Consider the following 26,140-nt stretch of genomic DNA (forward strand, 5'->3'; position numbering starts at 1 on the left):
AGATTGAAGTTTTGCTACCACGGCGGGTCAAAGCCATGTTCATTTCATCGTGCAACCCTCTGGATCGGCGAAGAAGATCGCAGGGAACGAAGGAATTCTTCGGCATCGACAGTTTCCAGAGCGCCGGCGACGTCCCTGAAATACGGCATGGCTTCCCAAAAGTTCCGGTCCGCAACGATATGAAAACGCCGCTGGGCGCGGGTTAGAGCTACGTTCAGCAGATTGAGCTTTGATGAAGCCCAGGCGGCTGCGCCGGCGTGTGCCTTGTCGGCGCCAAGGATCATGAAGACCGTGTCTCTTTCCTTGCCCTGAAAGGTATGAACAGTCCCGACCCTGTCTTTCAGCCACTTCTTCAGTTGCGGAGGCGATGTACGAGGAGAGCCGGTGTCATTGACCCATCGGGCCTTTTTCAGCGCCGTCTTCAGCGCATTCTTGATCTCCTTGAATGGAGAAATGACATAAAGATCGGGCAGTGCTCCGTCCCGGCGGTAAGTCGCGACCAGGACATCGACGATGAATTCGATCTGTTCGGGAACGCGCTGCCGGCCGGAAACCTTGCCCCCAACGTCGATCCAGACGCTGTCGCCATAAAATGGCGGAGCATCGTCGGCCGGCCATCGTTCCTTCAATCCGAATACCATCTTGTCCCGATAGGCGATCCGGTTGGCGAGTGAGAACATCGGGTCGATGCAGCGGCGGTGCACACGCAGCGGACTGCCGATCCAAAGTCCATTGCCATCTTCCGACGGCAGCGCCGTTCCATAGCAGTTTGCTGCGTCGGCGAGCCCCTGTACTGAAACGCGGTTGGGCGAATAACTCTCCGCGGAGGTGTATGGCGACAGGCGACTGAGGGCCCTTATGAGCGCGCCGGGCAGGGTAAAAACCGGCTCGATCTGCAAGGGGTCGCCGATCGCCATCAGGCGGCGTGCCCGCATCAGGGCGCCGACGGCTGCCTGCGGCACGGCCTGACCGGCCTCATCGACGAAAACCCAGCCGATCGACGCCGGTCCGAGCCCTGCGAACTGACGAGCGAAAGAGGCAAACGTCGTCGAAACGACGGGAACGATCATGAAGAGGCTCTGCCATATGGGTGGGATATCCGCCCCGTCGTCAGGAGCATTTCCGGAGAGCAGCTTCGTGATGGCGACGATGTTTCCGCCAAAACCTCCGCTCGGCCTGCTGACTTCCGCCAGCCATGCCTCATGCAGCGTCAGCGCCGTCTCCAGCAAGGCGGAGCGCAGGCCAGCCAGCCTGTCGGAGTGCCAAAGCCCTTCGATCTGAAAACGGTCGGTTTCGAGATCGTCAATGTTTGCGGGCAGTGCCGGCCCGTCCAATCTCTGCCGCAGCTCTTCGAACCTTGCGGACTTCTCGGACCAGGTTTCCTGTCTCGCATGCAGTTCCCGTTCGGCCTGCTCCCGGTGCCGAAGAGCCTTCTCCAGGGAAAGCCGGTACCTTCCCGCAAGATCTCGTTCGCAGTTGGCGAGCGTCTTGCGGAGGGCGATTTGCTCCCGGGCATTCGATTTCACATTGTCCCTGTGCCGTTGGTTTTCACTGTTCGGCAGCATCCTTTTCCACCAGACCGGCGTCGAACGGTCGAGAAGCCGCTCCTCTTCCCTGAGCCGGTCCAATTCGGTACGGACGGCGAGGGTTTCGGCCTCGGCCGCTGCATACCGATCCCGAGCCAACCCAACTGCCGTCTCTGCTGTCTCCAGTGCCTCACGCGCCAGGGCACAGAAAGCGTCGAATGAGGTCAAGGCAATTTCGCCGTATAGATCGGCGAAATGCCCGTATTCGTCGATCATGGAGCGAACCGCTTCGTCGGCATTGCGAAATCGCTCGCCTGCCTCGGCGAATGTTGGCCCGCCGTAGCTGTCTCGCCATTCCCAGATCGTCTGAGGCCTGTCGAGACCGGACCAGTCGGGCTTCGCCCTATCTTCCCTGGCCTTGTCTTCCTTTGCCGGCATGAAGGCGAAGCGCTCCTTGAATGCGCGCCGGTTCCCGCTTTTTCCGAGTGCACAGGCGATCAATCCCCACGGGCGGTTTTCATCCGTCAGCGCGGTGAAGCTGCCATTGTCTTTTTGCGCGGCGATCTTGTGGGCAACGGTCTGCAAATAGCCGAATGTCTTGCCTTTCGTAATCGAGCTTTGCTTGGGAAGGTCGCGCGAGATATTCTCGACGGCAGCGTTGTTGGACGAGGCGACGACCATCTCGAAGCCGGTGAGGCTGGCGTTCAGGCTCGATATCCACGCGGTGCTGCCGTCCTTGAAATTGACCTTTCTCGATGCGCCGTCGAAGGCATCCCGCGCGGTTCTCAAGGCGGCGAGCACCCGCGCCCGCCGGACGATATTGTCCGCAAAGATATCACGCAGCAGTGTCGTCTTGCCGGTGCCCGGTGGGCCGTTGACCGAAAAGAGCCCGGTTTCCGAGAGGGTTTCCAAGGCGGTATTGATCGCGAATTGCTGCATCAGGCTCATGGCATGATGGGCTTCTGCCAGCCAGCGCCCGGCATTGAGGTTTCGCGGATGCAGTGACCGGATGAGGGCGCGGCGGCCTGTTTCCGTATAAAGGTCGATCCGCGCGTTGGAAGCGAGCGGCGTCAAATATTGTCGCAGCGGCTCGGGAATCGTGCCGCTGCGAATGCAGTCCATGGCCTTTTCGATGTCCTCGATGAAGAAGCTGTTCAGAATCCCGATTTCCTGTTCGGGAGTACCATCTTCCTCGTCATCGTCGTCACCCGCCGCGTTATGCTGAAGCGGCGCAGGCAGGAGCTTTGCCGTCGGCCTCGACGGCTTGTCCCTGTAGCGGATTTCAACGAGAGCGACAGGCCTGTCTGCATCAGGCGCGAAGCCTGCCCAGTCGCAAAGCAAGGCATGAAGGGCGCGAATTTCAGCAGGCGTGAGCGGCTGGTCGTCGGTATCCTCAGATTTTTGATGGTGCAGACGTCGCTGGGCTTGGAAATTTCCCAGCAATTCCTGCAGGCGCTGTCTGCCATCGGCAAATGCTTCCGAGCTCAGCGCGGCAAGGCCACGTTTCCGGACTTGCCCAAGCGCCCAGGGAAGCGTCGAGATGGAAAACGCCGTAAAAATCGGATTGCCGTGAGCGTCGAGTTCCAGGCTTGCAAAGCAGGTATCGCCATCCAGATCGCCGCGCTCTGCATCCTCGAATTCCGTCATGCCGTTGGTGGCGCTGGCGAAATTCCTGCTGACCTTGGAGATCTCCGATTTGCTGAAAACGCCGAGGAAAAGGGTAAGTCCGGTGATCTCCTTGTGCTCGGGGACAATTGGACGCTTCACGGCGTCGCTGTCATCCTCAAGTGTTTCGGCATGCAACCAAAGAGCCTTCTTGTTTTCGTCTTCCGTTGCCCGCTTGGAAAGGTCGTACGGGATGAAGAACTCGATCTTGTGCCAGAGGTCGAGGATTGCCAGCAGCCGCTCGCGTTCGTTACCTGTAGGGATCTGCATGGCGTTTCTCGGTACAGATAAATTCGCTGAATGTTCTATCAACGATCACCTGTTCGGGAAACCCGGTGCCGGAAACTCGGTCTACCCCGGGACCCTTCGGTGCCTCTGGATTGGCATGTTCGCGGCGATGTGGGCGGCAAGCCTTTCGCGGCCGACCGGCAGAATTGCTTACGGTGCTTACGATTGCTTACACACATTTTGTAAGCGAGTTTCCGTAATGATTTCAGTGATTTATTGTTTCGCTTACGGACTTACAAAGATAATGGTGAAACTCAGCTGGAGAGACAGCGGGCATTTCAAGGGGCTGTGGGCTATGCCCATGAGAGTTTGAGACAGGCCGTAATTTCGTAAGTTTGTAAGCGTGGTCGTTAAGGTTGTGATTTTGTTATGTAATCACGCTTACGAAATTTGCCGGCGAATGGCAGCGCTTACAATTTTCGGGCATCACGCCGATGACGCCCAGCGGCTTGCGGATGATCTCGGCGCCGATATCAGGACGAACGGCCATTACCAGCGCCTCACGACGATTGACGTCAGGCGCGCTCCAATCGCTGTCGATGGGCGGGGCGATTACCGAAACGGCCGACCGATCGTCGATTTTCCCTCTGTTTTTCCGATCGCGAGCGACCATGGATGCCACCTTTGTGCTCTGGCTTTGGGTCCCAGTCAACAGGGGCGAAGCGGCAGTTATTTCCGCGAAATGTCTCCTTCAATTCGTCCGCCATCTCAGGGCCATCAGCAGGCAGCATTCTTTCGGCTGCGCATGTCGCGCTTATCATCGGCGAAGACGCCACATCCTGTTCCGCCTGGCTGGCCGTGCCACAGGAAGAGTACGGAGAGGCCCAGCTTTTCCGCTAATTTCAGTCCTTCCTGTTCGCCAAGAACCATCATCGCCGTCGCCCAGGCATCGGCACTCATGCAATCGCGAGCGATTACTGTGGCCGAGGCGGGCGGTTTTCTGAGCGGCATGCCGAGACGCGGATCTATGGTGTGGGAGAGCCGGTGTCCGCCGATATCCACCCAGTGGCGGTAATCCCCGGACGTCGCGATGGCTGAATCCTCGAGCTCGATGATGGAATGCGGCGCGCGTTCGTGAAGATCGGGTTTCTCGACCGCAATCGCCCAGCCCGAGCCGTCCGGCTGCGCGCCGAGTGCGCGCAGCTCGCCGTCGATAGCGAAGAGGCCCGCTTCGATGCTGTGCAGACCTGCGGTTTCCGCCAGCCGATCGACACCGTAGCCCTTGGCGATGCCGTTAAGGTCGAAGCGCATGTCGGCATGCTTTCGTGCTCTCCCATTGGCGGGATCAAGCTCAAGGATGTCATGAGCCGAGTTGCGGCGTGCGAGGCGGGCAGCCCTTATTGCCGCCTCGTCGGCTTCCACAGCACCGAAACCCCAGGCGGCGACGGCGTCGCCCACACCGATGTCAAAGGCTCCGCACGAGGCTTCGCCGATGGCAAGGCCTGCCTGGAGCACCTTCATCAGTTGTTCAGGAAGGACGATCCATTCGCCGGGACAGGCGGCGTTCAGGCGATTGAGATCGCTTTGGGGCTTCCATGTGGACATCTGCTGATCGACCTCTGCGACGGCGTCCGCCATGGCGGCGTGGACCCTCACGGTTTCGAAATCGCCTCGCATGTGGAAGAGCGCGGACCAGCGTGTGCCCATGGTGGGACCGTTCAGGGCATGGCGGGTGAGATCAGTAAACGTCTTCGGCATAGCGGCCCTCTAACTTGAGTGTCGCAAGACTCACGCCCTGCGGCATGAGAATGTCGGAGAGAGCGGCGGCCACGCCCGCCGCCATGTCACGGCCGCCGCAGACGAGGATCTGGCTGCCTGCCGCGATGAGTTTGCCGATCCTGGCGGCATCCTCGCGCAGGATGTCCTGGACATAGGCCGGGTTTGCCGTTCGCGAGAAAGCTGTGGAGACGCCGGCCAGTCGACCGTCCTCCTTCCAGTCCGACAATTCCTCCGCATAGAGTGCGTCGCTCTCCGGATGGCGGGTCCCGAAATAGAGATACATGGGTTGGTGCGCCTTATTCGCGCGGGCGAATCCCGCAAGGGGGCCGATGCCGGTGCCCGCGCCGATCAGGATGACGGGCTTGCCGCTGTGGGCAGGCCGGAAGCGCGGATTGGAGCGAACGAAGGCCGTCACCGTTTGTCCGGGTTCGAGAGCCGTGAGCTGCCCGGAGCAGAGCCCGCCCGGTTGCTTGCGGACGCAGATTTCGACGAACCCGTCCTTCGTGCTCGAAGCGAGCGAATAGAAGCGCGGCACTTGCGAACCTTCGGGCAATATGCCGACCAGGTCGCCCGCTTCGAACTGCGGAAATGCGTTTCCGGTCAGACGCTGCCAGAAAGACATCTTCGGCAGGGCGAAGCGCAGGATCACAGTCGTGGCCTGAACGCTTGCGCCATAGTCGCGGCGCGAGATCAGTGAAAGCTCCCAGGTCTTCGGTCTGGTCGGCAGGTGGTTGAGTTCGAAGGCGAGCCCGAGCGTCTCCGCCAGATCACGACCCCAGCGGGCAAAGTCCTGCGGCGACTGGCGATCCACGGTGTCGTACGGCAGCAGCGCAACCCAGCCCCTTTCTTCCGCCAGCCGTGCGACGTCAGCGGCGAAACCGCAATAGGCGGGGAAGCTGCGGTCGCCGAAGCCGAGCACGGCAAGCGAAGGACCCCGCTTTACAGGAGTGCGCCGGAAGCGTTCCAGAAAGCCTTGCGCGGATGCCGGGGCTTCGCCGTCGCCATAGGTCGCGGCAAGCAGGATGAGCCGTTGCGCCATGGGCCAACGTGCGGGGTCGAAGCCGGACATCGGACCGACATGGACACGCATGCCCTGTTCGCAGAGCGATTTTCTCAGGGTCTCGGCAAAGCCCCAGGTCGTGCCGCCCTCGCTGCCGACAAGGACGATGATGTCAGCCTCGCCTGCGGGAACAGAACGCCCCTTCTTCACGCCACGACCCCTGAACCAGACGGCGAGGCCGGTCCAGCTCATGACGGGAACGGCAAGTGCGGAAACACCGAGAAACAGGCCGAGCCATGCGATGCCCCGACCAGTGTGCAGCATGGTGAGGAAGTCCGTCAGGCGGTCGACCCAGTTTGAAGCCTTCCAAGCGAGCAGGTCGCCGTTGCCCTGGTCGATGTAGCCCTGGCCAGCGTCCGTCTTGAGGGTAAACGCGTCGGTTGCATCTGCGGCAGCCGGAAAGCTGAGCGAGCGAAGTGTGTCGACCGGGGTCTCCTGCAGAACGGTTATGGAGGCGACCTGGACGCCCGTAGCGCCGCTGACCTCCGAGGGGAAGGGCGGGACGCCGGCACCTTCGGGCAAAATGTCGTACGTTGCGGCGGTCATCCAGAGCGCGGTCAGCGACGACAGAAGTAGGCCGGGCAAGGCAAGGCGCGAGATGACAGCATGAAGGCGTACATCGCCCGTGCCTTTTGCAGGCTTCAGGATGGAGCGCCAGCCGCCCGCTCGGCGCGCCAGCAGGAAAAGACCGGAGAGGGTCAACGCCAGCATGGCGCCCGCGCCGCCGGCGGCGATGAGGCGGCCGCTGTCGTCGAGGAGCAGCGAACGATGAAGATTGGTGAGCCAACGCTCGACGGCCGACGTGTCAGCGCTGCCGACGGGCGTGCCCGTTGCCGGATCGATGATGGAAGATGCGGGCTGGTCGCCCTCGAAATAGTATGCCGTAATCCGGCCGGACGGCGCGCGCCTGATCTGCTCCACCGAGGGTTCCGCCGACTGGATCCGTGCCGCGAGTTCCGCGACACTGATGTCCTGTGCCACAGGGATGGTGAGCCCCTCGGAGGCCGGGAAGACCGAGAGGGCTGTACCGCTCAGGGCGATGACGGTGAGAAGCGCAGCGGCGATCAGCCCAAACCAGCGGTGGAGCGACCGGATCATGGTAATTTTCCTTGGTGATCAACGTGCATAGGTGAAGTCGGCGATGTAGCGGCTACCCGTGGCCGCCTGGCCGGAGCCGGCAGAGGTGAGCGGTACGACGATTTCGTTGGGGCTGTCGCGCATGTCTTCGACGGCCGAGTCGATGTGCAGCTCATAACCGGCATCAAAAAGGGTATCGGCAAGGTCGAGTGTGATCTTGAGCGAGCGGCCGGAACCGACGCTGGCCCCGGTAATGCCGTTGATTTCGCCGGTGTCGCCACCTGTGGCCCGATACCAGCCGCTCAGATGCTCGTAGTAGCGCGCCTTGCCGCCCGCCATCCACAGACTGCCGACATATTTGCCCTGCGCATCGGTCACGTAATAGGCAAGATAGGCTCCATCTCCACCATAGTTGCGCAGGTTGGTGGTGAAGGTCACTTCGCTTGCGAGTGCAAGACCGGGCACCGTCAGTGCCGTCGTGACGGCCAGCATGGCCAAGAAGGACTTCATCCTCATTGTTCATCTCCTTTTCTGGTGCGGTCAGTTCATCTGGGCGCGCGGCTTGCTGCCGGGCGTGAACAGGCTGTTGGTCGGGGGCGATCCGTTCTGTGGCATGGGGCCATTGCGATCGCCGCACCCACCGCGGCCATCATCGTCGTCGTCATCGTCGCCTTGCCCGCCACAGCCGTTAGCAGCGTAGCGGCCATCCTCGTCGCCACGACGGTGATGTCCTTCGCGATGGCCTTTGCCCTCATGTTCGCGGTAATTTGCCTTCACGATATCGGTGCCACCGAGCTTCGGGGGATCGAGCGGTAAGGCCATACTGGCGAAGGCGGCGAGAATGCCGGTGCCGGCAACCGCGGTGAGAAGAAGCTTGCGGTGTTTCATGGGTGTGTCTCCTTTGGGATTGGCAAGAGGGGATTGGCGAGGGTGAGGATCACCGATGGTTGTGGTGTTCCTCGATTTCGATGACATCGAGTGTCACGGGGTCGATCTTCGCTTCGAAGCGACGTCCGGTTTCATCCGTCCCGTAGACTTCGTAGCAACCGTCATCGATCTTGATGCGTCTCAGCCTCCAGCCGCGCTCCTCGGCAAGCGCGCGAACCGCCTCGCGCCCTTTCCAGTCACGGATCGGAGCGTTGCAGTCTTCCTCTGCCTGGGCAGATGTTACCGCCATGATCACAAGGGCCAGGGTTGGCAGGATGCCGGTCTTCATCAATCGTTTCCTCTCGTCGTCGGACCGTAAACTCATGCCGCAGACTGACCTCCACCTGACAGATGCAGAGACTTTGCTTCAGCTTCCCGTAAGCTGGCGGGTGGACTACAGAAGAGGGCAAAGGGAGAAATCATGAGAGTTCTGCTGATCGAGGACGACACGGCACTCGGGGCGGCGATCCGCGACCAGATCGCCGCGGATGGTCATTCCGTCGATTGGATGAATCGGCTCGACAAGGCGCGCGACGCGCTCGCCTCGGCCGCCTACGATCTCGTGCTGCTCGACTTGATGTTGCCCGACGGCCTCGGTATTCCCTTCCTCAAGGCCTTGAGGGCGCGTGGCGACGCGACGCCCGTCATCATATTGACGGCGCTGGATCAGGTTTCCGACCGGATCGCCGGGCTGAACGCCGGCGCGGACGACTACATGGTCAAGCCCTTCGACCTTGCCGAGCTTTCTGCACGGATCGGCTCTGTCGCCCGTCGCTACACGGGCAACCCGAACCCGATCGTTACGCTTGGACCATTGGAGATCGACCTTGCCGCCCGCAGCGTCAGGTTTAACGGCAAGCCGGTCGTCCTGACGGCGCGCGAATGGGTGCTGTTCGAGGCTTTCGTCCAGCGTCCTGGCCAGCTGCTTTCCAAGGCGCAGCTTGAGGAACGGCTCTATTCGTTCGATCAGGAAGTCGACAGCAATGCCATCGAGGTTCATGTGAGCCGACTGCGCAAGAAGCTGGGTGCGCATGTGATCGAAACCGAGCGCGGACTGGGCTATCGATTGGGACGGCCATGAAGATCAACAAGGTGATGTCTTCGCTTCAGGCGCGGCTGGCAATCGCGGTCGGCGTTTCCGTAACCATCCTGTGGCTCGCGGCCGCCGTCGCCACCGCGCACCGCCTCGGACGAGAGCTGGAGCAGGTCTATGACGACGGGCTGAAAGCCACTGCGGAGCGTATCCTGCCGATCGCTCGGCATGACCTGCGCGAGGGAAATCCGAGACGTGAACGAGCCGATGATGATGAGGACGAAGACGACGTCCGCCGTGAAGCGCGGCCTGTACGCGAGGCTCGCTATGGTGAGGATGTCACGTTTATTCTGCGTGATAAACAAGGCGGCGTGCTGCTGAGTTCGAAGGGAGCGGACGTCGCGATCTTCCCTCCGTTCGAGAAGACGGGGTTTTCCCGCACCGACACGCATCGGCTCTATTATGCGACAAGCGCCGACGGAAATCTGGTCATCGCCGTGGCCGAACCGCTGGATCACCGCCAGGAGCTGTCGAACAAGATGCTGCTCGGTCTGTTGTTGCCGCTGCTGGTTGTCATTCCGCTGAGCCTTGTGGTGATTGCGTTCGCGGTCCGGTATTCGCTGCGTCCGGTCCGCGCTCTTCAGCAGGGGCTTTCCCATCGCGGCGCGCAGGATCTATCACCTTTGCCGGACAGCGGCTTGCCGAGTGAACTCCGGCCGATTTCCGCGGGGATCAATCAGCTTCTCGGCCGCCTCACGGCCGCGTTCGACGCGGAGCGGGCCTTTGCCGCACACGCGGCGCATGAACTCCGCACGCCTGTTGCCGGTGCGATTGCACAGGCGCAACGTATCCGCTCCGAGACGAAGGAAGAACTGACTGCACAGCGCACAAATGAGATCGAGACGACGCTCAAGCGGCTGATGCGCATGTCGGAAAAGCTGATGCAACTCGCCCGCGCCGAAGGCGCGCGGCTGCGCGCCGACGAACCGTCCGATCTGAGGACGGTCCTGCTCATGATTGTCCAGGATTTCGAACGCACCGGAGAGCGGAAAGTTGAACTAACCATGCCGGAAAAGCCAGTCTATTCGCCGCTCGACCCTGATGCGGTCGGAATTCTCTCCCGCAATCTCATCGAAAACGCGTTGAAGCACGGGGCACAAGGCAGCCCAGTCGAGGTGGCTCTTGATACTGAAGGGGTTCTTTGTGTTGCCAACGAGGGGGCGACGCTGCCGCCAGAGGCGATGGACCGTCTGATGCGCCAGTTCGAGCGAGGCAACGTCAAGATTGGCGGATCGGGTCTTGGACTCGCCATCGTCAAGGCGATCGCAGACCGTGTCGGAGCCGCTGTAGAAGTCGTGTCTCCTCGTTCCGGGAGGAGTGAAGGGGTCGAGGTGCGCGTACGCTTGCCTATCACGTAGGAGTTCGACCTTGTATACGGATCAACTTGCGATCCTAGCTCTGTGCCCATGACGAATGCCCTGTCATTTCCCGGAGGATCGTCCATCGCGCTCGATCGGCGTGGGCATCACCTTCGGGCATCAGTTCTGGGCATCAGGTCCCCAATGATGCCAAAACGGGATGCGGCACGACTGGAAAATCAAGGAATTGAGGGAATTTAGCGAGAATTGGCTGGGGAACCTGGATTCGAACCAAGATCGACGGAGTCAGAGTCCGCTGTTCTACCATTGAACTATTCCCCAGCAGCTGTGAACCCAAGTTGGCTCGGCTGGTGTGCGGCGCTTATAAACAAAAGCTGGCGGATTGCAAATACCCGTTTTGAAAAAATTCGACCCTTCCGATCCGGATGAAAATTTCAGATTTAAAATGTGGAATCAAAAAGAATTTGGTGATTTCGCCGGTCACTGATATTCTCGCCGCAACGCAAAAATCGAATGAGCGCCTGCTGCATACCTTTCTGGACTTGCGCGGCGCGGTGGAAAAAGAACGTGGAAGACCCCGAAGGCGGCGCAAGGCCGCAATTTGACGGGGCGTCGGCGGCAGGGCGCAAGGACGGCAAGAAGTCCAAGCGCCGCAAGGGCAAGCGAGGCGGGCAATCCCGCAGCGCCGCCCATCCCGCTTCGCATGATCTCTCCGGCCATGCCGGCGAGGCGGCGCGCCCGAAGGAAGACACGGAAAGCCCGGCCCGCAAGCGGAAACGCCGCCGGCGTGGGGGACATGGTTCATCACAGACGGATATTGCTGCGCAGTCTCAGGCTGCCGTTCAGACCGGCAATCATGTTCAAGCGTCGCGTCCGGACGGCGATTCGCCCTCCAGCCGCCGCAACCGGCGCAAGCATCGCAACAAGCGAGGTCTGCAGGGCAGGCCGCTTGCCCCCGTCCAGTCGCCACCATGCGCCAGGCCCGAACATCGTGCCGATACGGCTCCGCGTTCTGTCCCGCAGCAAGCGCAAGACGCCGAAGCGGCAAATCGCAGGAACCGCCAGGCTGGGCATGAAGATGAGCGGGCAGGGAGTGAACACCCCTGGTCGGATGAGTTCTATGCCGCGCTCGATCTCGGCACCAACAATTGCCGCCTGCTGATCGCCCAACCGACGCGCCCCGGCCAGTTTCGTGTCGTCGATGCCTTTTCCCGTATCGTGCGTCTTGGCGAAGGGCTTGCCGCCAGCGGCAGACTGTCGGACGAGGCGATGGAAAGGGCGGTCGATGCGCTCAGAATCTGTGCCTCCAAGCTCCGGAACCGTGAGATCCGCCGCATGCGGCTGATTGCGACCGAGGCCTGCCGTCAGGCGGCCAATGGCGAGGAATTCCTGAAGCGGGTCGTGGCCGAGACCGGGCTGGAGCTCGAAATCATCGATCGCGAAACCGAGGCGCGGCTTGCCGTTTCCGGCTGTTCCTCGCTTGTCGGCCGCGAGACGCGCTCCGTCGTCCTCTTCGATATCGGCGGCGGTTCCTCGGAAATTGCCGTCATCCGCATCGGTGATAGCCGTTTCGCCCGTCTCGCCAATCACATCACGCACTGGACCTCATTGCCCGTCGGTGTGGTCACCTTGTCGGAGCGCCATGGCGGCCGCGATGTGACGCCGGAGGTTTTCGAGGGCATGGTGAGCGAAGTCGCGGGCATGTTGTCGAGTTTCGACTGCCCTGAAATCGAGATTGCCGAGGATGGCGATTTCCATCTGATCGGCACGTCAGGCACGGTGACGACGCTTGCCGGCGTGCACCTCGATCTGCCGCGTTACGACCGCCGCAAGGTCGATGGCATATGGCTGTCGGATGATGAAGTCTCCGCCATGCAGGCGAAGCTTCTCTCCTGGAATTTCGAGAGCCGCGCCGCCAATCCCTGCATCGGGCCGGATCGTGCCGATCTGGTGCTGGCCGGCTGCGCCATTCTGGAGGCAATCCGCCGCCGCTGGCCAAGCCCGCGCATGCGTGTCGCCGATCGTGGCTTGAGAGAAGGCCTGCTCACCGACATGATGGCCGATGACGGCGTCTGGCGGCGGCATCGCAATCGCCGCGGCCAGCGGGGAAACAAGGGGTAGGCATGACCAAGCCAACGATCGCGGGAAACCGTACCGGCCGCAAGCTCGGCCAGCGCGTCAAGAAAAAGAAAATGAAGGCCTCGTCACGCCAGTGGCTGGAGCGCCATATCAACGATCCCTATGTGCAGCGCGCCCAACTCGAAGGTTATCGCGCCCGCGCGGCCTTCAAGCTGCTGGAGATCGACGAGAAGCACCACATCCTGAAGGGCGCCAGGCGCATCATTGACCTCGGGGCCGCTCCCGGAAGCTGGTCGCAGATCGCCGCGAAGGTGACGGGGTCGACGGATGAGGATATCCGCGTTGCAGCAATCGACTTTCTGGAAATGACGCAGCTACCCGGCGTCACGGTACTGCAGCTCGATTTCCTTGATCCCACAGCCCCGGAAAAGCTGATGGCGGCCGTCGGCGGCACGCCGGATCTGGTGCTCTCGGACATGGCGGCACCGACGACCGGCCATCATCGCACCGATCACCTGCGCACCATGCATCTCTGCGAGGTTGCGGCCCATTTCGCCGTCGAGGTGCTGGGTGAGGGTGGGCATTTCCTGGCCAAGACCTTCCAGGGCGGCACCGAGCGGGATCTGCTCGCCATGCTGAAGCAGCACTTCCGTCAGGTCGTGCACGTCAAGCCTGCCTCGTCGCGCGCCGAATCGGTGGAGATGTTTCTGCTCGCAAAGGGTTTCAAAGGCCGCAAGGCCGAGGCGGAGCCCGAGGACGCTTGATCTTTGCGCCAGTCCTGCGGATGATGATTTCCCAGGACTGGATACCATCGATCCCATGCTTCTTTACGTTACACTCGGAACCAACGATCTCTATCGCGCCCGGCACTTCTATGATGCCGTTCTGCCGGTGCTCGGCTACCGCGGCCAGCGCTATTCGGAGGAGGAGATCGGCTATGCCGCCGATGGCGATACGCGCTGCCGCTTCTGGGTCGTAACCCCGTTCAACAGGCGCCGGGCGACGAATGGCAACGGCTCCATGGTCGCCTTTGAGGCGGAAACGCGGGCGGCGGTCGATGCCTTCCATGCAGCGGCGATTGCGGCCGGCGCTGTCGATGAAGGCAAGCCGGGGCTGCGCTCCTATCACGCGCATTTCTACGCAGCCTATGTCAGGGATCTCGACGGCAACAAACTATGCGCCGTCTGCGAGAAGGCCGAAGAACCGCCCTTTATTTGACCGGCTGTTGCTCGGCGTTGATCGCCGTCGGCGGCACGCGCTTGGCACGGTGGCCGGACACGGAAGCGCCGGCGTCCTTGGCCATGCGGACGAAGGGGATGGTGGCGACGACAGTCAGCCCGGCAATGACGAAGAAGGCAATGTGGAAATCGATAACCTGCAGCTCGGCTCCGCGGAAATAGATTGAGGTTTCCAGGATTGAGGCGGCAAGGGCGACGCCGAGCGCCAGGCTGATCTGCTGCATGACCGAGGCCATGGATGTCGCCTGGCTTGCCTGCGCATCGTCGATATCCGCAAAGGCCAGCGCATTGACGCCGGTGAACATGAAGGAGCGGGAGAAGCCGCCGAGCAGCAGCACGCCGATGATGACAAGATGGGGCGTATCCGGCGTGAAGAGGCCGGTCATGGCGGTAACGACCGTCGTCACCGCACCGGCGCAGAGAAGCGTGGTGCGGAAGCCGATCGCCTTATAGACGCGTCGCGCGATGAACTTCGTTGTGATCGCGCCGATCGCGCCGGCAAACGTAATGAGGCCCGACTGAAAAGGCGTAAGCCCAAATCCGAGTTGCAGCATCAGCGGCGTCAGAAACGGCATGGCGCCGACACAGATGCGAAACAGCGTGCCGCCGCTCGTCGAGGCCCGGAAGGTCGAATTCCTGAACAGGTTGAGATCGAGGATCGGCGTGGGGTAACGCCTGGCGTGGCGCACATAGAGCACGCCGCAGAGGATGCCGATGGCGGTGGCCGCAATGCCGATGATCGGCGGCAGGGCCGGAAGGCTGACGACCGAGAGGCCGAAGACGACGCCGGCCGCCGCCAGGCTGGTCAGGATAAAACCGTTGAAGTCGAGTTTCGGCGGGGCTGTCGCGTCTATTTCCGGCAGATAGATCGTCGCGAGCCACACGCCGGCGACGCCGACCGGCACGTTGATCAGGAAGATCCAGTGCCAGCTGAAATAGGTGGTGATGAAGCCGCCAAGTGGCGGGCCGGCAAGCGGGCCGACAAGGGCCGGGATCGTCAAGAGCGCCATGGCCGAGACCAGTTCGCTCTTCTGCGTCGTTCGTACCAGCACAAGGCGTCCGACGGGCGTCATCATAGCGCCGCCCATGCCCTGCAGGAAACGTGCGAAGACGAATTCGATGAGATTGGACGAGAAGGCGCAGAAGATAGAGCCGACGACGAAGACGCAGATTGCAAGCCGGAAGATATTCTTGGCGCCGAAGCGGTCCGCCATCCAGCCGCTGATCGGAATGAACACTGCGAGCGCCACCATGTAGGACGTAAGCGCCAGTTTCAGAGTGATCGGCCCGACATGCAGATCGGCCGCAATCGCCGGCAGGGCCGTCGCGATCACGGTCGAGTCCATCTGTTCCATGAAGAGGGCGACGGCGAGGATCAGCGGGACAATGCGGTTCATAGGCGAATGCCTTGATGGATGCAGATGGGGCTTGGGAAGCCCGTGCTGTGTAGTCCCAGTTACAGGCTCTGCCAATCCCCCAATCGGGTTCCATCAGACGTTTGGATCACGACTGCGTGAGACGGTTGCTCGACACTTTTGCCTCTCAAGATTGAAAGATACTTACCCGGCCGAGGCAAGAAATCCGGCTACGTCGAATTCGACGACAAGCGGCTGGTTATGACTGGCGACACGGCAAACCACTCCTTCCTGTCGCCGCGGCCGCCGGACCGGGTCGGACTGGGACGTGCGCTTCGATATGGACAAGTGCAGGCGGCGGCAACTTCCGGCGGTCGGTTTCGTCGAGAAACAGGGCATCGGTTATCGTTTCGTGCCGAAGACTGGCCGGTTCGACATTTGAGCCATGCGCATGGCTCCTATACCGAGCCCGGCCGCATGCCGGGCCTTTTTGCTATTTCCTTCCTGTCATAGACGTGTTACCAGCCCTCGCCAACTTCCATAAACTCATGCACACCGCCGGTGCGGACGATTCGTACCGGGTGGGTCGCATTTTTCTTTCTTGAAGGAATTTGGCCATGGCTCGCATCATAGAAACGCCGACCGGACTGGACGCACTCACCTTCGATGATGTGCTGCTGCAACCCGGTCATTCCGAAGTCCTGCCAGGTCAGACGAGTGTTGCAACGCGTCTCGCACCCGACTTCGAGCTGAATATCCCGATCATATCAGCTGCTATGGATACGGTGACTGAGGGCCGTCTGGCGATCGCCATGGCGCAGGCCGGTGGCCTTGGCGTCATTCACAAGAACCTGACACCGATCGAGCAGGCCGAGCAGGTCCGCCAGGTCAAGAAATTCGAGAGCGGCATGGTCGTCAATCCGGTGACGATCGGTCCGGACGCAACGCTTGCCGATGCCCTGGCGCTGATGAAGATGCATGGCATCTCCGGCATTCCTGTCGTCGAAAAATCCGGCCGTCTCGTCGGCATTCTCACCAATCGCGACGTCCGCTTCGCATCCGATCCGACACAGAAGATCTACGAACTCATGACCCGCGAGAATCTCGTGACGGTCAAGGAAAGCGTCGACCAGCAGGAAGCCAAGCGCCTGCTGCACTCTCACCGCATCGAGAAGCTGCTGGTGGTAGACGGCGAAGGCCGTTGCGTCGGTCTCATCACAGTCAAGGACATCGAAAAGGCGCAGCTCAACCCGAACGCCTCCAAGGATGCGCAGGGCCGCCTGCGCGCTGCTGCAGCCGTCGGCGTCGGTGACGACGGTTTCGAGCGTGCCGAACGGTTGATCGATGCCGGCGTCGACCTGCTCGTCGTCGATACCGCACACGGCCACTCGGCTCGCGTTCTGGAAGCGGTCGCCCGCGTCAAGAAGCTCTCCAACTCCGTTCGCATCATGGCCGGCAACGTTGCGACGGGCGACGGCACCAAGGCGCTGATCGATGCCGGTGCTGACGCCGTCAAGGTCGGGATCGGTCCGGGTTCGATCTGCACGACGCGCGTCGTTGCCGGCGTCGGCGTTCCGCAGCTTGCCGCCATCATGTCGGCAGTCGAGGCTGCACGGGATCAGGATATTCCTGTTATCGCCGATGGCGGCATCAAGTTCTCGGGCGACGTGGCCAAGGCCATCGCGTCAGGAGCTTCGGCCGTCATGGTCGGCTCGCTGCTGGCAGGCACCGATGAAAGCCCGGGCGAGGTCTATCTCTATCAGGGCCGCTCTTTCAAGGCCTATCGCGGCATGGGTTCCGTTGGCGCTATGGCGCGCGGTTCGGCAGACCGCTACTTCCAGGCTGAGGTGCGCGATACACTGAAGCTCGTGCCCGAAGGCATCGAAGGCCAGGTGCCGTACAAGGGTCCGGTATCCGGCGTCCTGCACCAGCTCGCAGGCGGCCTCAAGGCTGCCATGGGTTATGTCGGCGGCAAGGATATCAAGGAGTTCCAGGAGCGCGCCACCTTCGTGCGCATCTCCAGCGCCGGCCTGCGCGAAAGCCATCCGCATGACGTGACGATTACCCGCGAAAGCCCGAACTATCCGGGCGTCGGCGTCTGATCATGAAAGCGTGCAGCTCGATTCCGCTATGGATCATCGCGCTGCTCGCAGCCCTCTGCCTCGTCGTTCTCGGCTGGACCACCTTCGGTTTCACCATGCCCTTCGAACACGAGACGGGGCAGGCGGTACTCGATACCTATTTCGCAGGCTATGATGAGTCTGCAGTATTTCACATGCAGACGCTGCTCGACCAGAACGAGACGGCAAGCCATATTCTCCGGGCCATGTATTTCGGCCCGGAACTCATCTTTCCGGCTCTGCTGACCGCACTTCTCCTTTTGATTTTCCTGCGGCTCGGGCCGATCGAGACATGGCACGGCCGGCAGGCTCCCCGCCTGCTCGGTCGGATCACCTATGTCCTGCCTTTCATCTATGGTTTTGCCGATTATGCCGAAAACCTGTCGAGCCTCGTCGCCTTCAGCGACAGCGGTGCGGCAGGATTTGCCGCGCAGATCCTGCCGTGGATGACGAAGCTGAAATTCGCAAGTCTCGCCGTCTGCGCCATCCTCATCGTCCGAGGCGCAATTCTCCATCAAACGCGCGAGGATTGAGCGCTTACTGCGGCCAGCGCCATGTCGGGTGTGAAAGCCTGGCCGAGAGGAAGTCCCCGAGTGCTTCCACCTTTGCTGGCCGGGCACGCGCCGTTGGCGTTACGAAATAAAGCGCGCCCTTCGGCAGGCTCCAATCGGTCAGGATCGCTTTCAGGCGCGCGTCGGCAAGATATTCATGGGCCATGAATTCCGGCAGTTCGACGATACCGAGGCCGCGCAATGCCATCGGGATCAGTGCTTCCGAATTGGTCGCCCTGAGTGGCCCGGTCGGTACGACGATCTCCTCTTCTCCCGCATTGTTGCTGAAGCGCCAGATATCCTGCCGCAGCCGATAGGCGTAACCGAGGCAATGATGGGCGGCAAGCTCGCGCGGATGCTGCGGGCAGCCGTATTTCTCGAGATAGGAGGGGGCGGCGAGAATGAAGGGTGCGACTGGCGCTAGCTTCTTCGCCACGAGCGAGGAATCCGGCAGCACCGCAATGCGCAGCGCCGCGTCGAAGCCGTCGCCCACAAGGTCGACGACCGCATCGCTCATATGCATGTCGATCGAAACTTCGGGATAGAGTTCGAAGAAGTCGGGCAGAATCGGTGCCAGCCATTGCCGCCCGAAAACCATGGGCACGGCAAGGCGGATCAGCCCGCGCGGCTGGCTGGAAAGTTCGCGCGCCGCATTCTCGGCAGCTTCCGCCTCCGCATAGATGCGCTGGGCGCGGTCCACGAGCCGCAGCCCGAAATCGGTGAGTGCGAGCTGCCGCGACGTGCGATTGAAGAGGCGCGCGCCAAGCCGGTCTTCCAGCCGGCTGACCGCCCGCGATACCGTCGGCACGGAAACGCCGAGCGTCTTGGCTGCCCGGGCGAAGGAGCGCTCCTCCGCCACCTTGGCGAACATGGCGAGACCCTCGAAATCCGGAAAACTCATTGTTTCATTCCTGCAATGATATCTTTCATTTCTTTCTATTCAGAAACGAAAGACCCGTCCACATCTTCAGTTCAGTCGAACACAACAGGAGACGACGACAATGACCCAGACAGTGAATGGGACGCAGAGGCTGAATGGAAAGATCGCGGTTATCACCGGTGCCACTTCGGGCATCGGCCTTGCCACCGCAAAGCGCTTCGCAGCCGAAGGCGCACGCCTATTCATCACCGGCCGCCGCAGGCAAGTGCTGGATGCGGCAGTCGCCGAAATCGGCGGAAACGTCACCGGCATCCAGGCGGACTCGGCAAAGCTTGCCGATCTCGACCGCCTCTATGATGAGGTGAAGGCTGAAGCAGGCCGCATCGACGTGCTCTTCGTCAATGCCGGCGGCGGCTCGTTTGCGCCGCTCGGCGCCATCACCGAAGAGCAGTATGACGATACCTTCGGCCGCAATGTGAAGGGCGTGCTCTTTACCGTGCAGAAGGCTCTGCCGCTCCTGAGCCAAGGTGCCTCGGTCATCCTGACGGGCTCCACGGCGGGCGCATCAGGCACGCCGGCCTTCAGCGTCTATGCCGCTTCGAAGGCAGCAATTCGCAACTTTTCCCGCAACTGGATCCTCGATTTGAAGGATCGCGGCATCCGCATCAACACGCTGAGCCCCGGCCCGACGGAAACCACCGGTCTCGTCGAGCTTGCAGGCCGGGATAAGGCGCAGCAGCAGGGGCTGCTGGATTATATGGCATCGCAGGTTCCGATGGGCCGCGTCGGCCGCCCGGAAGAAATCGCTGCAACGGCCCTGTTCCTCGCGTCGGAAGATTCGAGCTTCATCACCGGCGCAGAAATCTTCGTCGATGGTGGCATCGCCCAGGTCTGACCCTGAAGACGGCCCGCTCCATAGCGGGCCGTCCTGGCTCTGGCATCCGCCCGGTCTTTCCGCTACTGCTCCCGCAGTCGCCGAAACGAAGGGAATGATTGATGACCGGCTTTGAGATGTTCTGGCCTCTGCTTGCCCACGTCCTGCTAGTCTATATCCTTTACGGGCTGCTTGGTCTGCGCCGCGGCAAGGCGGTTCGGGAAGGCCGCATGAAGAAATCCGGCTATCGCGAGAACCGCGACGAACCGCCCGAATGCCTTTTCGTCAAGAACAGCCTTGCCAACCAGTTCGAACTGCCGGTGCTCTTCTATGCCTGCTGCATCCTTCTATATATAACCGAGGCGGATAATCTTGTGGCCGTCGTGCTGGCCTGGCTGTTTGTCATCCTGCGCTATGCCCATGCCTATGTGCATGTCACCAGCAACGATTTGCGCTTCCGCAGCCCGCTCTTCGCCGCCGGTTTTGGTGTGCTCGGTGCCATGTGGGCCTGGCTTGCCGGATGGATGATGTTCTCCTGACCGGACGATTTTCTTGATCCAGGTAGGCCGGTAACACAGTTTTGTTCCTCCGTTATCGGGCGCTGACCTATGTTCCCTCTTGCCGATTGGGCATGGGGTAGGGAACAGAGGAGGTCTGTCATGGAAAAGCCCGTCATTACGCAGGCAATGATCAACGCCTATGATGAATATACGCATCTGACGCTGGATCGCCGCAGCTTCATGGACAAGCTGACCAAGCTTGCCGGCTCGGCAACCGCAGCCGCGGCAATCGCGCCGCTCTTGGCCGCCAACAAGGCCGCCGCCGAGGTTGTCGCCGAAAACGACGATCGTCTGACCGGCCAGGATATCACCTATCCCGGCAGCGGCGGCGACATGAAGGGCTATCTGGTTCAGCCGAAGAATGCATCCGGCAAGCTCGGCGCCGTCATCGTCATCCATGAGAACCGCGGCCTCAATCCGCATATCCGCGATGTCGCTCGCCGCGTGGCACTGGAAGGCTTCGTGGCGCTCGCTCCGGACTTCCTCTCGCCGCAGGGCGGCACGCCGGAAAATGAGGATAAGGCGCGCGACATGTTCGGCAAGCTCGATGCCGCGACGACCGTCGCAAACGGCGAGGCGACCGTCGCCTATCTTTCCAAGCTCGAGGCTACGAACGGCAATGTCGGCGCGATCGGCTTTTGCTGGGGCGGCGGCGCGGTCAACAATCTTGCGGTCAAATCGCCGGAGTTGAAGGCAGGCGTGGCCTACTACGGCGCGCAGCCACCGGCCTCGGAAGTCGCCAATATCAAGGCGGCGCTGTTGCTCCACTATGCTGGTCTCGACGACCGCATCAATGCCGGCATCGATGCCTATAAGAAGGCGCTGGAGGAGAATGGCAAAAGATTTGAGATCTACATCTATGACGGCGCCAACCACGCCTTCAACAACGACACGTCCGCTGCCCGCTATGACAAGGCGGCAGCCGATCTCGCCTGGGGCCGAACGGTCGCGTTTCTGAAACAGAACCTCGCCTGACCCGCCTTCTGCAATGTGCCGAAAGGCCCAAAGGCGGGCCGCCAGGTGCTCAACCTGCTTGCTGAATGAGGTGTTAAGAAGCCTTTTACACAGGCCAAAAACGGGGCATAACGCCCCGTTTTCCATAAGCTCTTGCCATTGCTTAAAATCCGACCATTTCCCTTTACGACGGATGAATACCTGCATGTCATATCGGCCCGACGCGCCGGTATGACACGTTATTTCCGCTGCGCAATAACGAGACAGATGGGAACCACATGGGCGCGGACATTTCGGATCGTATTGCTCTTCGCAGGAAGCCGAAACAGGAGCGCAGCATCCAGCGGCTGGATCTCATCCTGAACGCTGCAGCCACCATCATCGCCGAAAAGGGCGTCAGCGCCATGCGGATGACCGAGCTTGCGGTCGCGGCAAAGGTCCCGATCGGCTCGGTCTATCAGTATTTTCCCGAAAAGGCGGCGATCGTCAAAGCGCTCTTCGATCGTCACGCCCAGGCGATCCAGCAGAAGACGGCCGAGATGTTCGCGGACGTTCGGTCCTTCGACGAGGCGCTCGATCTCATCTCCAGGGTGATCGACTGGTACTATGCCGAATATCGTAACGACGCCGCCTATCTCGGTGTCTGGATGGGCACGGAGACTGATCAGGATCTCCTACGCCTGAACATCGAGCATAGCAGTCAGATTGCTGCGATCTTTCAGGAGGCCGTGCGCCGCCTCTCGCCGGAACTCTGCGATGACCAGATGAAGGCACGCACTTACCTTTTCAGCCACCTGATCGGTGCTGCAATCCGCCTTGCGGTCTTGAGCGAAGATGGTTTCGGCGAGCGCATCCTCGAGGAATGGAAGCGCGTCATCCGCGCCTCCTTATTTGCTCCGACGTCCGCTTCAGCAGCGTAAGACTTGCCTACCAGCTGGGCATCATGCTGGCCGCAGCCTTCAGCCGCGGATAGTGACGGGCGTAACCCGTCTTCACATCCTGCTCCAATCCATCTTCGATGACGGTCGGCGTGATGTTGTCGAGGCAGGCCGTGATATGTGCCGTAATGGCATTCATCAGCGAGAGGGAAACGCCCGGCCGTTTCATGATGCCGATCTGCACCGGCGGCAGCGCCGGGAAACCGTCTGCCTGGCTCAATACCTTCATGCCTGTGCGGAGCGCCGATTCCGGCATGACCGAAACCGCCATGCCGGCTAACACGGCCGAAGCAACCACGGTGCAGGACCAGCTCGTGAACAGGATCTGATACTCGCGGCCGACAGCATCGAGCGCCGAGCAGGCGAGCTGCCGCCACTGGCAGTCGCGCCGACCGACGGCAAGCGGCACCGGTGCATCGTCGCGGATCGGATGGTTGGCCGAACTCACCCAGCAGAGCGGTTCCGTTCGCACCACATCCGAAATACGCTCGCGCGGATTGTGGGTGACGAGCGCGATATCGAGTTCGCCCTTGTGCATGCGTTCCGCGAGGTCGACCGAGGGCTCGCAGACGATGTAGAGCTCGACATTCGGATGCGTCTTGGCGAACCGGCCGATGATCTCGGGCATATAACGGTCGGCATAATCATCGGGCGTGCCGATGCGCAGCGTGCCTTCCAGCCTGTTGTCATCGAATGCGGCGATCGCCTCATTGTTCAGGCGGATGATGCGGCGCGCATAATTGAGCAGCTTTTCGCCTTCGACCGTCAGCCGGTTGCCGCGGCCGTCCTTGATGAAGAGCTGCTTGCCGATACGCTCTTCCAGGCGCCGCATCTGCATGGAGACGGCAGACTGTGTCTTGTAGACCTTGTCGGCAGCCTTGGTGAAACTGCCGGAATCCACGATCGCGATGAAGGTCTGCAACTGGTCGATATCAAGCGGCGCCGACATGATCTTGTCCATCCATAAAGATCTCTGATGTTAATCATTAGAAACATTCGTTGGACTGATCAATAGGTCTTTGGCATCTTCGGGATGCAAATCAAGCAAAGTGAAGGACAGACACCCTGCCTGTCCAACCTGTGATCAGCTTCACCCTTCCTGCACGACCTCGCAGGCGGGGCGGGCTGTTCTGCGCCCCGAAGAAAGGAGAGTTCGATGCGCACTCATGAACCGACACTAGAACTCGACTGCGGCAAGCTCGCCCCGAGGTTTACCCAGCGTCTCATGGCCGCTTTCGCGCCGCTGGCAGCCGCCCTTCGCATTGTGCGCAATCGCTCGCAGGTGAATGGGCTGCACGACCTTGATGACAATCAGTTGCGGGATATCGGCCTGACGCGGGCCGATGTCACCTCCGCCTTCCTCGCTTCGACCTTCTTTGAAGATCCATCGGAGCGTCTGACGCAGGCGGCCAAGCGCCGCCGGCACATTGCGGTCATGCGCCCCTACAGGGACTGAACGCACGCGTTTCCCCGCAGGGTGATAGCCAATAGCCCTGCTGCTTAACCCGGTGATCGGCTTTCCCAAGCCATCTCCGGGTTTTTTTATTTCTTGCCCGTTGCAGAGGGGCCTGAGGGGGTGGGATCTTCGGGAGAGGGTGTGGGTTTCGGCCGATAGGCTTCGAAGATCGCTTCGAGGCTCTTCTGATAGCTCTTCTGCACCTCGAGACCACTGTCGAACATGGCGTTCAGCATCTGGGTATAGCTGTCGTTTTCGGCTTTCGGTTCTTCGTTCGGCTGTTCCGGAGCCTTTGCCGCCGGCTGCTGAAGCCCTGTCATCATCTCCTGGAATGCCTTGGCGAAAGGATTGTCGAGGAATGGATTAACGGGCTGCAGCTGCGGCGCCGGCTTCGGCATGCTGAACATCAGCTGCATGGCCTGGGTGAACGGATTATCGAAAATGCTGGGTTCGGGTGCTGCCTTCGGCTTCGGCGCAAAGCCGGTACTCTCAAGCCATTTCTGGATCGTCTCGCCCATGGCGGTATTGACGAAGGGGTTGACTGGCGAGGCCATTTGCCCGGTCGACTGCTTGAAGAGCCCTCCCATCAGCGTACCGGCCATGACGGGCAGCATCTGTTTGTAGATTTCCTGGCCGATGCCGGTCATCTGCGCCGCCTGCGCAGCAATGGCGCGCGAGACCTCCTTGGAGCCGAAGAGCTGGGAGAGGATGTTATTGCCGTCGGAAATGCCTTCGGGCGTGAACGCCTTGCTCATGTCCTCGAAATATTTGGCATAATTACCCGACGCGACCGCCTGCATCAGGCCGACGAAATCGTAGGGGTTGCTGGTACTGCGCTTCAGGCCGGCGGAAAAGGCCGGCGTCAGCGCGGCCATCGCCTTCGTCGCCTGTTCCTGCGCGAGGTTGAACTGCTTGGCAACGGCATCCATCGCCGCCCCGTTCTGCGCCTGCATCATCATATCGAAGAGTGGCAGCATGAAAGTCCCTTTCCCGGATAGCGGCGCATATTCGCGCTACTATAGCTCGAAATGGGATTGCGCAAACGGCTTTTTGGAAGCGGTACTTGCCTCTTAGTATTGATATTCCTGGAAGACTGGCTCGACCGAGCCGTTCCAACGTCCGTGATAGAGCGCCAGCAGGTCTTCGGCGAGCGTTGCCTTCTTGGCCAGGACCTCGTCGAGCGGCTGAAGGAAGATGCTTTCATCGACGCCGTCGCCGTTCAGTCTGTTGCGCGCCTTGAGGCCGGTCCGGGAAATATTGACGGCTTCGCGCGCCGTGTCGATCAGTGCATGACCGCGGAACTGAGCCTTGAGGCCTTCCTCCGGCACCGCGTTGCGCAGCACATTCACTTCGTCGAAGCCCCAGTCCTTCGTCAGTTCGTCGGCAGCCTGAAGAGCGGTGTCATCATAGAGCAGCCCGACCCAGAAGGCCGGCAGAGCACAGATGCGCCGCCAAGGACCGCCATCAGCACCGCGCATTTCGAGGAAACGCTTCAGGCGCACATCGGGGAAGAGCGTCGAAAGATGGTTCGTCCAGTCGCCCATCGTCGGTTCATAGGCGGCAATCTCGCCCTTCAGTGCGCCGTTCATGAACTGGCGGAAGGTGACATGGGTCGCCCGGTGATAGTGGCCGTCGCGCATGACGAAATACATGGGCACGTCGAGCGCCCATTCGGCATAATCCTTGAAACCGAAATCGTCTCGGAAGGTGAAATCCAGGAGGCCGCTGCGCCTGTTGTCCACGTCGCGCCAGACATCGCCGCGCCAGGAGAGCATGCTATTCGGCTTGCCTTCGGTGAAGGGCGAGGAGGCGAAGAGCGCGGTTGCCAGCGACTGCAGCTTCATCGACACGCGCATCTTGCGGCGCATGTCATCTTCCGACGAGAAGTCGAGGTTTACCTGGATCGTGCAGGTGCGGTACATCATGTCGAGACCGCGGGTGCCGACCTCGGGCATGTAGCTGGTCATGATCTCGTAGCGCGACTTCGGCATATGCGGAGTTTCGGCATAGGTCCATGTCGGGCTGCCGCCGATGCCGAGGAAGCCGATGCCCATAGGCTCCGCGATCTCACGCACCTGCGCCAGGTGCTGGTTGGATTCCTTGCAGGTCTGGTGAATGTTCTCGAGCGGTGCGCCCGAAAGCTCGAACTGGCCGCCGGGCTCGATCGAGATGGCGCCCATGCCGTTCTGCTCGCCGAGGCCGATAATGTTGTCACCGTCCATGATCGGCTCCCAGCCGCTCTTGGCCTGCAGGCCCTTCAGGAGCGCCGAGATGCTGGCATCGCCGAAATAAGGAACGGGGCTGTTGTCCTTGCGGAAGAACACAAACTTCTCGTGCTCGGTGCCGATGCGGAAACGCTCCTTCGGCTTGTTGCCCGCAGCAAGGTAATCGGTCAGCTCTTGAACCGAAGAGATCGGCGTCTGGTCGGTAGTATCGCGAGCCATGAAAGTACCTGTATTCG

General features: G+C 61.1%; 24 protein-coding genes, 1 tRNA gene and 1 pseudogene. 13 read left to right on the forward strand and 13 right to left on the reverse strand.

Going from position 1 to position 26,140, the window contains the following annotated elements; translation table 11 throughout:
- Nucleotides 1–44: 44 nt before the first annotated feature.
- The 7 genes from KQ933_RS01760 to KQ933_RS01790 form a co-directional block, all read right to left on the reverse strand.
- Entirely contained in the window at nucleotides 45–3,461 is a 3,417-nt protein-coding gene (locus tag KQ933_RS01760) for a DEAD/DEAH box helicase (protein ID WP_216757103.1), read from the reverse strand.
- A 385-nt stretch (nucleotides 3,462–3,846) separates the two neighbouring features.
- Nucleotides 3,847–4,092, reverse strand: a complete 246-nt coding sequence (locus KQ933_RS01765) for a hypothetical protein (RefSeq protein ID WP_216757104.1) — start codon at nucleotides 4,090–4,092, stop codon at nucleotides 3,847–3,849.
- Nucleotides 4,093–4,196: 104 nt separating this feature from the next.
- Complete coding sequence (locus KQ933_RS01770; RefSeq protein WP_216757105.1) at nucleotides 4,197–5,177, reverse strand: FAD:protein FMN transferase; 981 nt, start codon at nucleotides 5,175–5,177, stop codon at nucleotides 4,197–4,199.
- Nucleotides 5,158–7,356, reverse strand: a complete 2,199-nt coding sequence (locus KQ933_RS01775; RefSeq protein ID WP_216757106.1) for a PepSY domain-containing protein — start codon at nucleotides 7,354–7,356, stop codon at nucleotides 5,158–5,160. The genes KQ933_RS01770 and KQ933_RS01775 overlap by 20 nt, the downstream gene beginning before the upstream one ends.
- 18 nt (nucleotides 7,357–7,374) lie before the next feature.
- Nucleotides 7,375–7,845, reverse strand: coding sequence for a DUF2271 domain-containing protein (locus KQ933_RS01780; protein WP_216757107.1), 471 nt, complete (start codon nucleotides 7,843–7,845; stop codon nucleotides 7,375–7,377).
- A gap of 30 nt (nucleotides 7,846–7,875) precedes the next feature.
- Entirely contained in the window at nucleotides 7,876–8,223 is a 348-nt protein-coding gene (locus KQ933_RS01785; protein WP_216757108.1) for a hypothetical protein, read from the reverse strand.
- Nucleotides 8,224–8,272: 49 nt separating this feature from the next.
- Nucleotides 8,273–8,551, reverse strand: coding sequence for a PepSY domain-containing protein (locus KQ933_RS01790; protein WP_216757109.1), 279 nt, complete (start codon nucleotides 8,549–8,551; stop codon nucleotides 8,273–8,275).
- Nucleotides 8,552–8,683: 132 nt separating this feature from the next.
- Here KQ933_RS01790 and KQ933_RS01795 point away from each other — a divergent pair, with 132 nt between their 5' ends.
- Together KQ933_RS01795 and KQ933_RS01800 are read left to right on the forward strand one after the other, a co-directional pair.
- Nucleotides 8,684–9,343 (forward strand): response regulator transcription factor, encoded by a 660-nt coding sequence (locus KQ933_RS01795; protein WP_216757110.1) that lies wholly within the window; start codon nucleotides 8,684–8,686, stop codon nucleotides 9,341–9,343.
- Nucleotides 9,340–10,713, forward strand: coding sequence for an ATP-binding protein (locus KQ933_RS01800; protein ID WP_216757111.1), 1,374 nt, complete (start codon nucleotides 9,340–9,342; stop codon nucleotides 10,711–10,713). Before KQ933_RS01795 ends, KQ933_RS01800 begins: the two co-directional genes overlap by 4 nt.
- A 208-nt stretch (nucleotides 10,714–10,921) precedes the next feature.
- On the opposite strand, the gene KQ933_RS01805 is transcribed toward KQ933_RS01800, so the two are convergent.
- Nucleotides 10,922–10,995: transfer RNA gene (locus KQ933_RS01805), tRNA-Gln, on the reverse strand.
- A gap of 246 nt (nucleotides 10,996–11,241) precedes the next feature.
- On the opposite strand from KQ933_RS01805, the gene KQ933_RS01810 reads away from it, so the two are divergent.
- The 3 genes from KQ933_RS01810 to KQ933_RS01820 are packed head-to-tail and all read left to right on the forward strand — an operon-like array spanning nucleotide 11,242 to nucleotide 13,971.
- Nucleotides 11,242–12,795 (forward strand): Ppx/GppA phosphatase family protein, encoded by a 1,554-nt coding sequence (locus KQ933_RS01810; RefSeq protein WP_216757112.1) that lies wholly within the window; start codon nucleotides 11,242–11,244, stop codon nucleotides 12,793–12,795.
- A gap of 2 nt (nucleotides 12,796–12,797) precedes the next feature.
- Nucleotides 12,798–13,517, forward strand: coding sequence for an RlmE family RNA methyltransferase (locus KQ933_RS01815; RefSeq protein ID WP_216757113.1), 720 nt, complete (start codon nucleotides 12,798–12,800; stop codon nucleotides 13,515–13,517).
- Between the two features lie 55 nt (nucleotides 13,518–13,572).
- Nucleotides 13,573–13,971 carry a VOC family protein gene (locus KQ933_RS01820; protein ID WP_216757114.1) on the forward strand — a complete coding sequence of 133 codons (399 nt, stop codon included), beginning with the start codon at nucleotides 13,573–13,575 and terminating at the stop codon, nucleotides 13,969–13,971.
- On the opposite strand, the gene KQ933_RS01825 is transcribed toward KQ933_RS01820, so the two are convergent.
- Nucleotides 13,964–15,388, reverse strand: a complete 1,425-nt coding sequence (locus tag KQ933_RS01825; protein WP_216757115.1) for a DHA2 family efflux MFS transporter permease subunit — start codon at nucleotides 15,386–15,388, stop codon at nucleotides 13,964–13,966. The two genes, KQ933_RS01820 and KQ933_RS01825, sit on opposite strands and share 8 nt — an antisense overlap.
- Before the next feature lie 189 nt (nucleotides 15,389–15,577).
- On the opposite strand from KQ933_RS01825, the pseudogene KQ933_RS33300 reads away from it, so the two are divergent.
- The 3 genes and pseudogenes from KQ933_RS33300 to KQ933_RS01835 form a co-directional block, all read left to right on the forward strand.
- A pseudogene (locus KQ933_RS33300) lies at nucleotides 15,578–15,788 on the forward strand (MBL fold metallo-hydrolase); the annotation flags it as partial.
- 175 nt (nucleotides 15,789–15,963) lie between these two features.
- The gene (gene guaB, locus KQ933_RS01830) at nucleotides 15,964–17,448 is read left to right on the forward strand and encodes an IMP dehydrogenase (protein ID WP_216757116.1); all 1,485 of its coding nucleotides are present in this window, start codon (nucleotides 15,964–15,966) and stop codon (nucleotides 17,446–17,448) included.
- Between the two features lie 2 nt (nucleotides 17,449–17,450).
- Entirely contained in the window at nucleotides 17,451–17,999 is a 549-nt protein-coding gene (locus tag KQ933_RS01835; RefSeq protein WP_216757117.1) for a hypothetical protein, read from the forward strand.
- Nucleotides 18,000–18,003: 4 nt separating this feature from the next.
- Here KQ933_RS01835 and KQ933_RS01840 read toward each other — a convergent pair whose 3' ends face one another.
- On the reverse strand, nucleotides 18,004–18,918 hold the full coding sequence (locus KQ933_RS01840) for a LysR family transcriptional regulator (RefSeq protein ID WP_216757118.1): 915 nt from the start codon (nucleotides 18,916–18,918) through the stop codon (nucleotides 18,004–18,006).
- Between the two features lie 100 nt (nucleotides 18,919–19,018).
- On the opposite strand from KQ933_RS01840, the gene KQ933_RS01845 reads away from it, so the two are divergent.
- From KQ933_RS01845 to KQ933_RS01860, 4 genes are all read left to right on the forward strand, one after another.
- Nucleotides 19,019–19,792, forward strand: coding sequence for an SDR family oxidoreductase (locus KQ933_RS01845; RefSeq protein WP_216757119.1), 774 nt, complete (start codon nucleotides 19,019–19,021; stop codon nucleotides 19,790–19,792).
- Between the two features lie 101 nt (nucleotides 19,793–19,893).
- The gene (locus KQ933_RS01850; RefSeq protein WP_216757120.1) at nucleotides 19,894–20,310 is read left to right on the forward strand and encodes an MAPEG family protein; all 417 of its coding nucleotides are present in this window, start codon (nucleotides 19,894–19,896) and stop codon (nucleotides 20,308–20,310) included.
- Between the two features lie 120 nt (nucleotides 20,311–20,430).
- Nucleotides 20,431–21,306 (forward strand): dienelactone hydrolase family protein, encoded by an 876-nt coding sequence (locus KQ933_RS01855; RefSeq protein WP_216757121.1) that lies wholly within the window; start codon nucleotides 20,431–20,433, stop codon nucleotides 21,304–21,306.
- 257 nt (nucleotides 21,307–21,563) lie between these two features.
- Nucleotides 21,564–22,205 (forward strand): TetR/AcrR family transcriptional regulator, encoded by a 642-nt coding sequence (locus KQ933_RS01860; protein ID WP_216757122.1) that lies wholly within the window; start codon nucleotides 21,564–21,566, stop codon nucleotides 22,203–22,205.
- Nucleotides 22,206–22,212: 7 nt separating this feature from the next.
- On the opposite strand, the gene KQ933_RS01865 is transcribed toward KQ933_RS01860, so the two are convergent.
- Complete coding sequence (locus KQ933_RS01865; protein WP_132652560.1) at nucleotides 22,213–23,172, reverse strand: LysR substrate-binding domain-containing protein; 960 nt, start codon at nucleotides 23,170–23,172, stop codon at nucleotides 22,213–22,215.
- Nucleotides 23,173–23,379: 207 nt separating this feature from the next.
- Between KQ933_RS01865 and KQ933_RS01870 the strand changes: the two genes are divergently transcribed.
- Nucleotides 23,380–23,679 carry a DUF1127 domain-containing protein gene (locus tag KQ933_RS01870; protein ID WP_216757123.1) on the forward strand — a complete coding sequence of 100 codons (300 nt, stop codon included), beginning with the start codon at nucleotides 23,380–23,382 and terminating at the stop codon, nucleotides 23,677–23,679.
- Between the two features lie 86 nt (nucleotides 23,680–23,765).
- On the opposite strand, the gene KQ933_RS01875 is transcribed toward KQ933_RS01870, so the two are convergent.
- Nucleotides 23,766–24,656, reverse strand: coding sequence for a DUF937 domain-containing protein (locus tag KQ933_RS01875; protein ID WP_216757124.1), 891 nt, complete (start codon nucleotides 24,654–24,656; stop codon nucleotides 23,766–23,768).
- A gap of 93 nt (nucleotides 24,657–24,749) precedes the next feature.
- Nucleotides 24,750–26,123, reverse strand: a complete 1,374-nt coding sequence (locus KQ933_RS01880) for a glutamate--cysteine ligase (RefSeq protein WP_216757125.1) — start codon at nucleotides 26,121–26,123, stop codon at nucleotides 24,750–24,752.
- Between the last annotated feature and the right edge of the window lie 17 nt (nucleotides 26,124–26,140).

Source organism: Rhizobium sp. WYJ-E13, assembly GCF_018987265.1.
Taxonomy (GTDB): Bacteria; Pseudomonadota; Alphaproteobacteria; order Rhizobiales; family Rhizobiaceae; genus Rhizobium.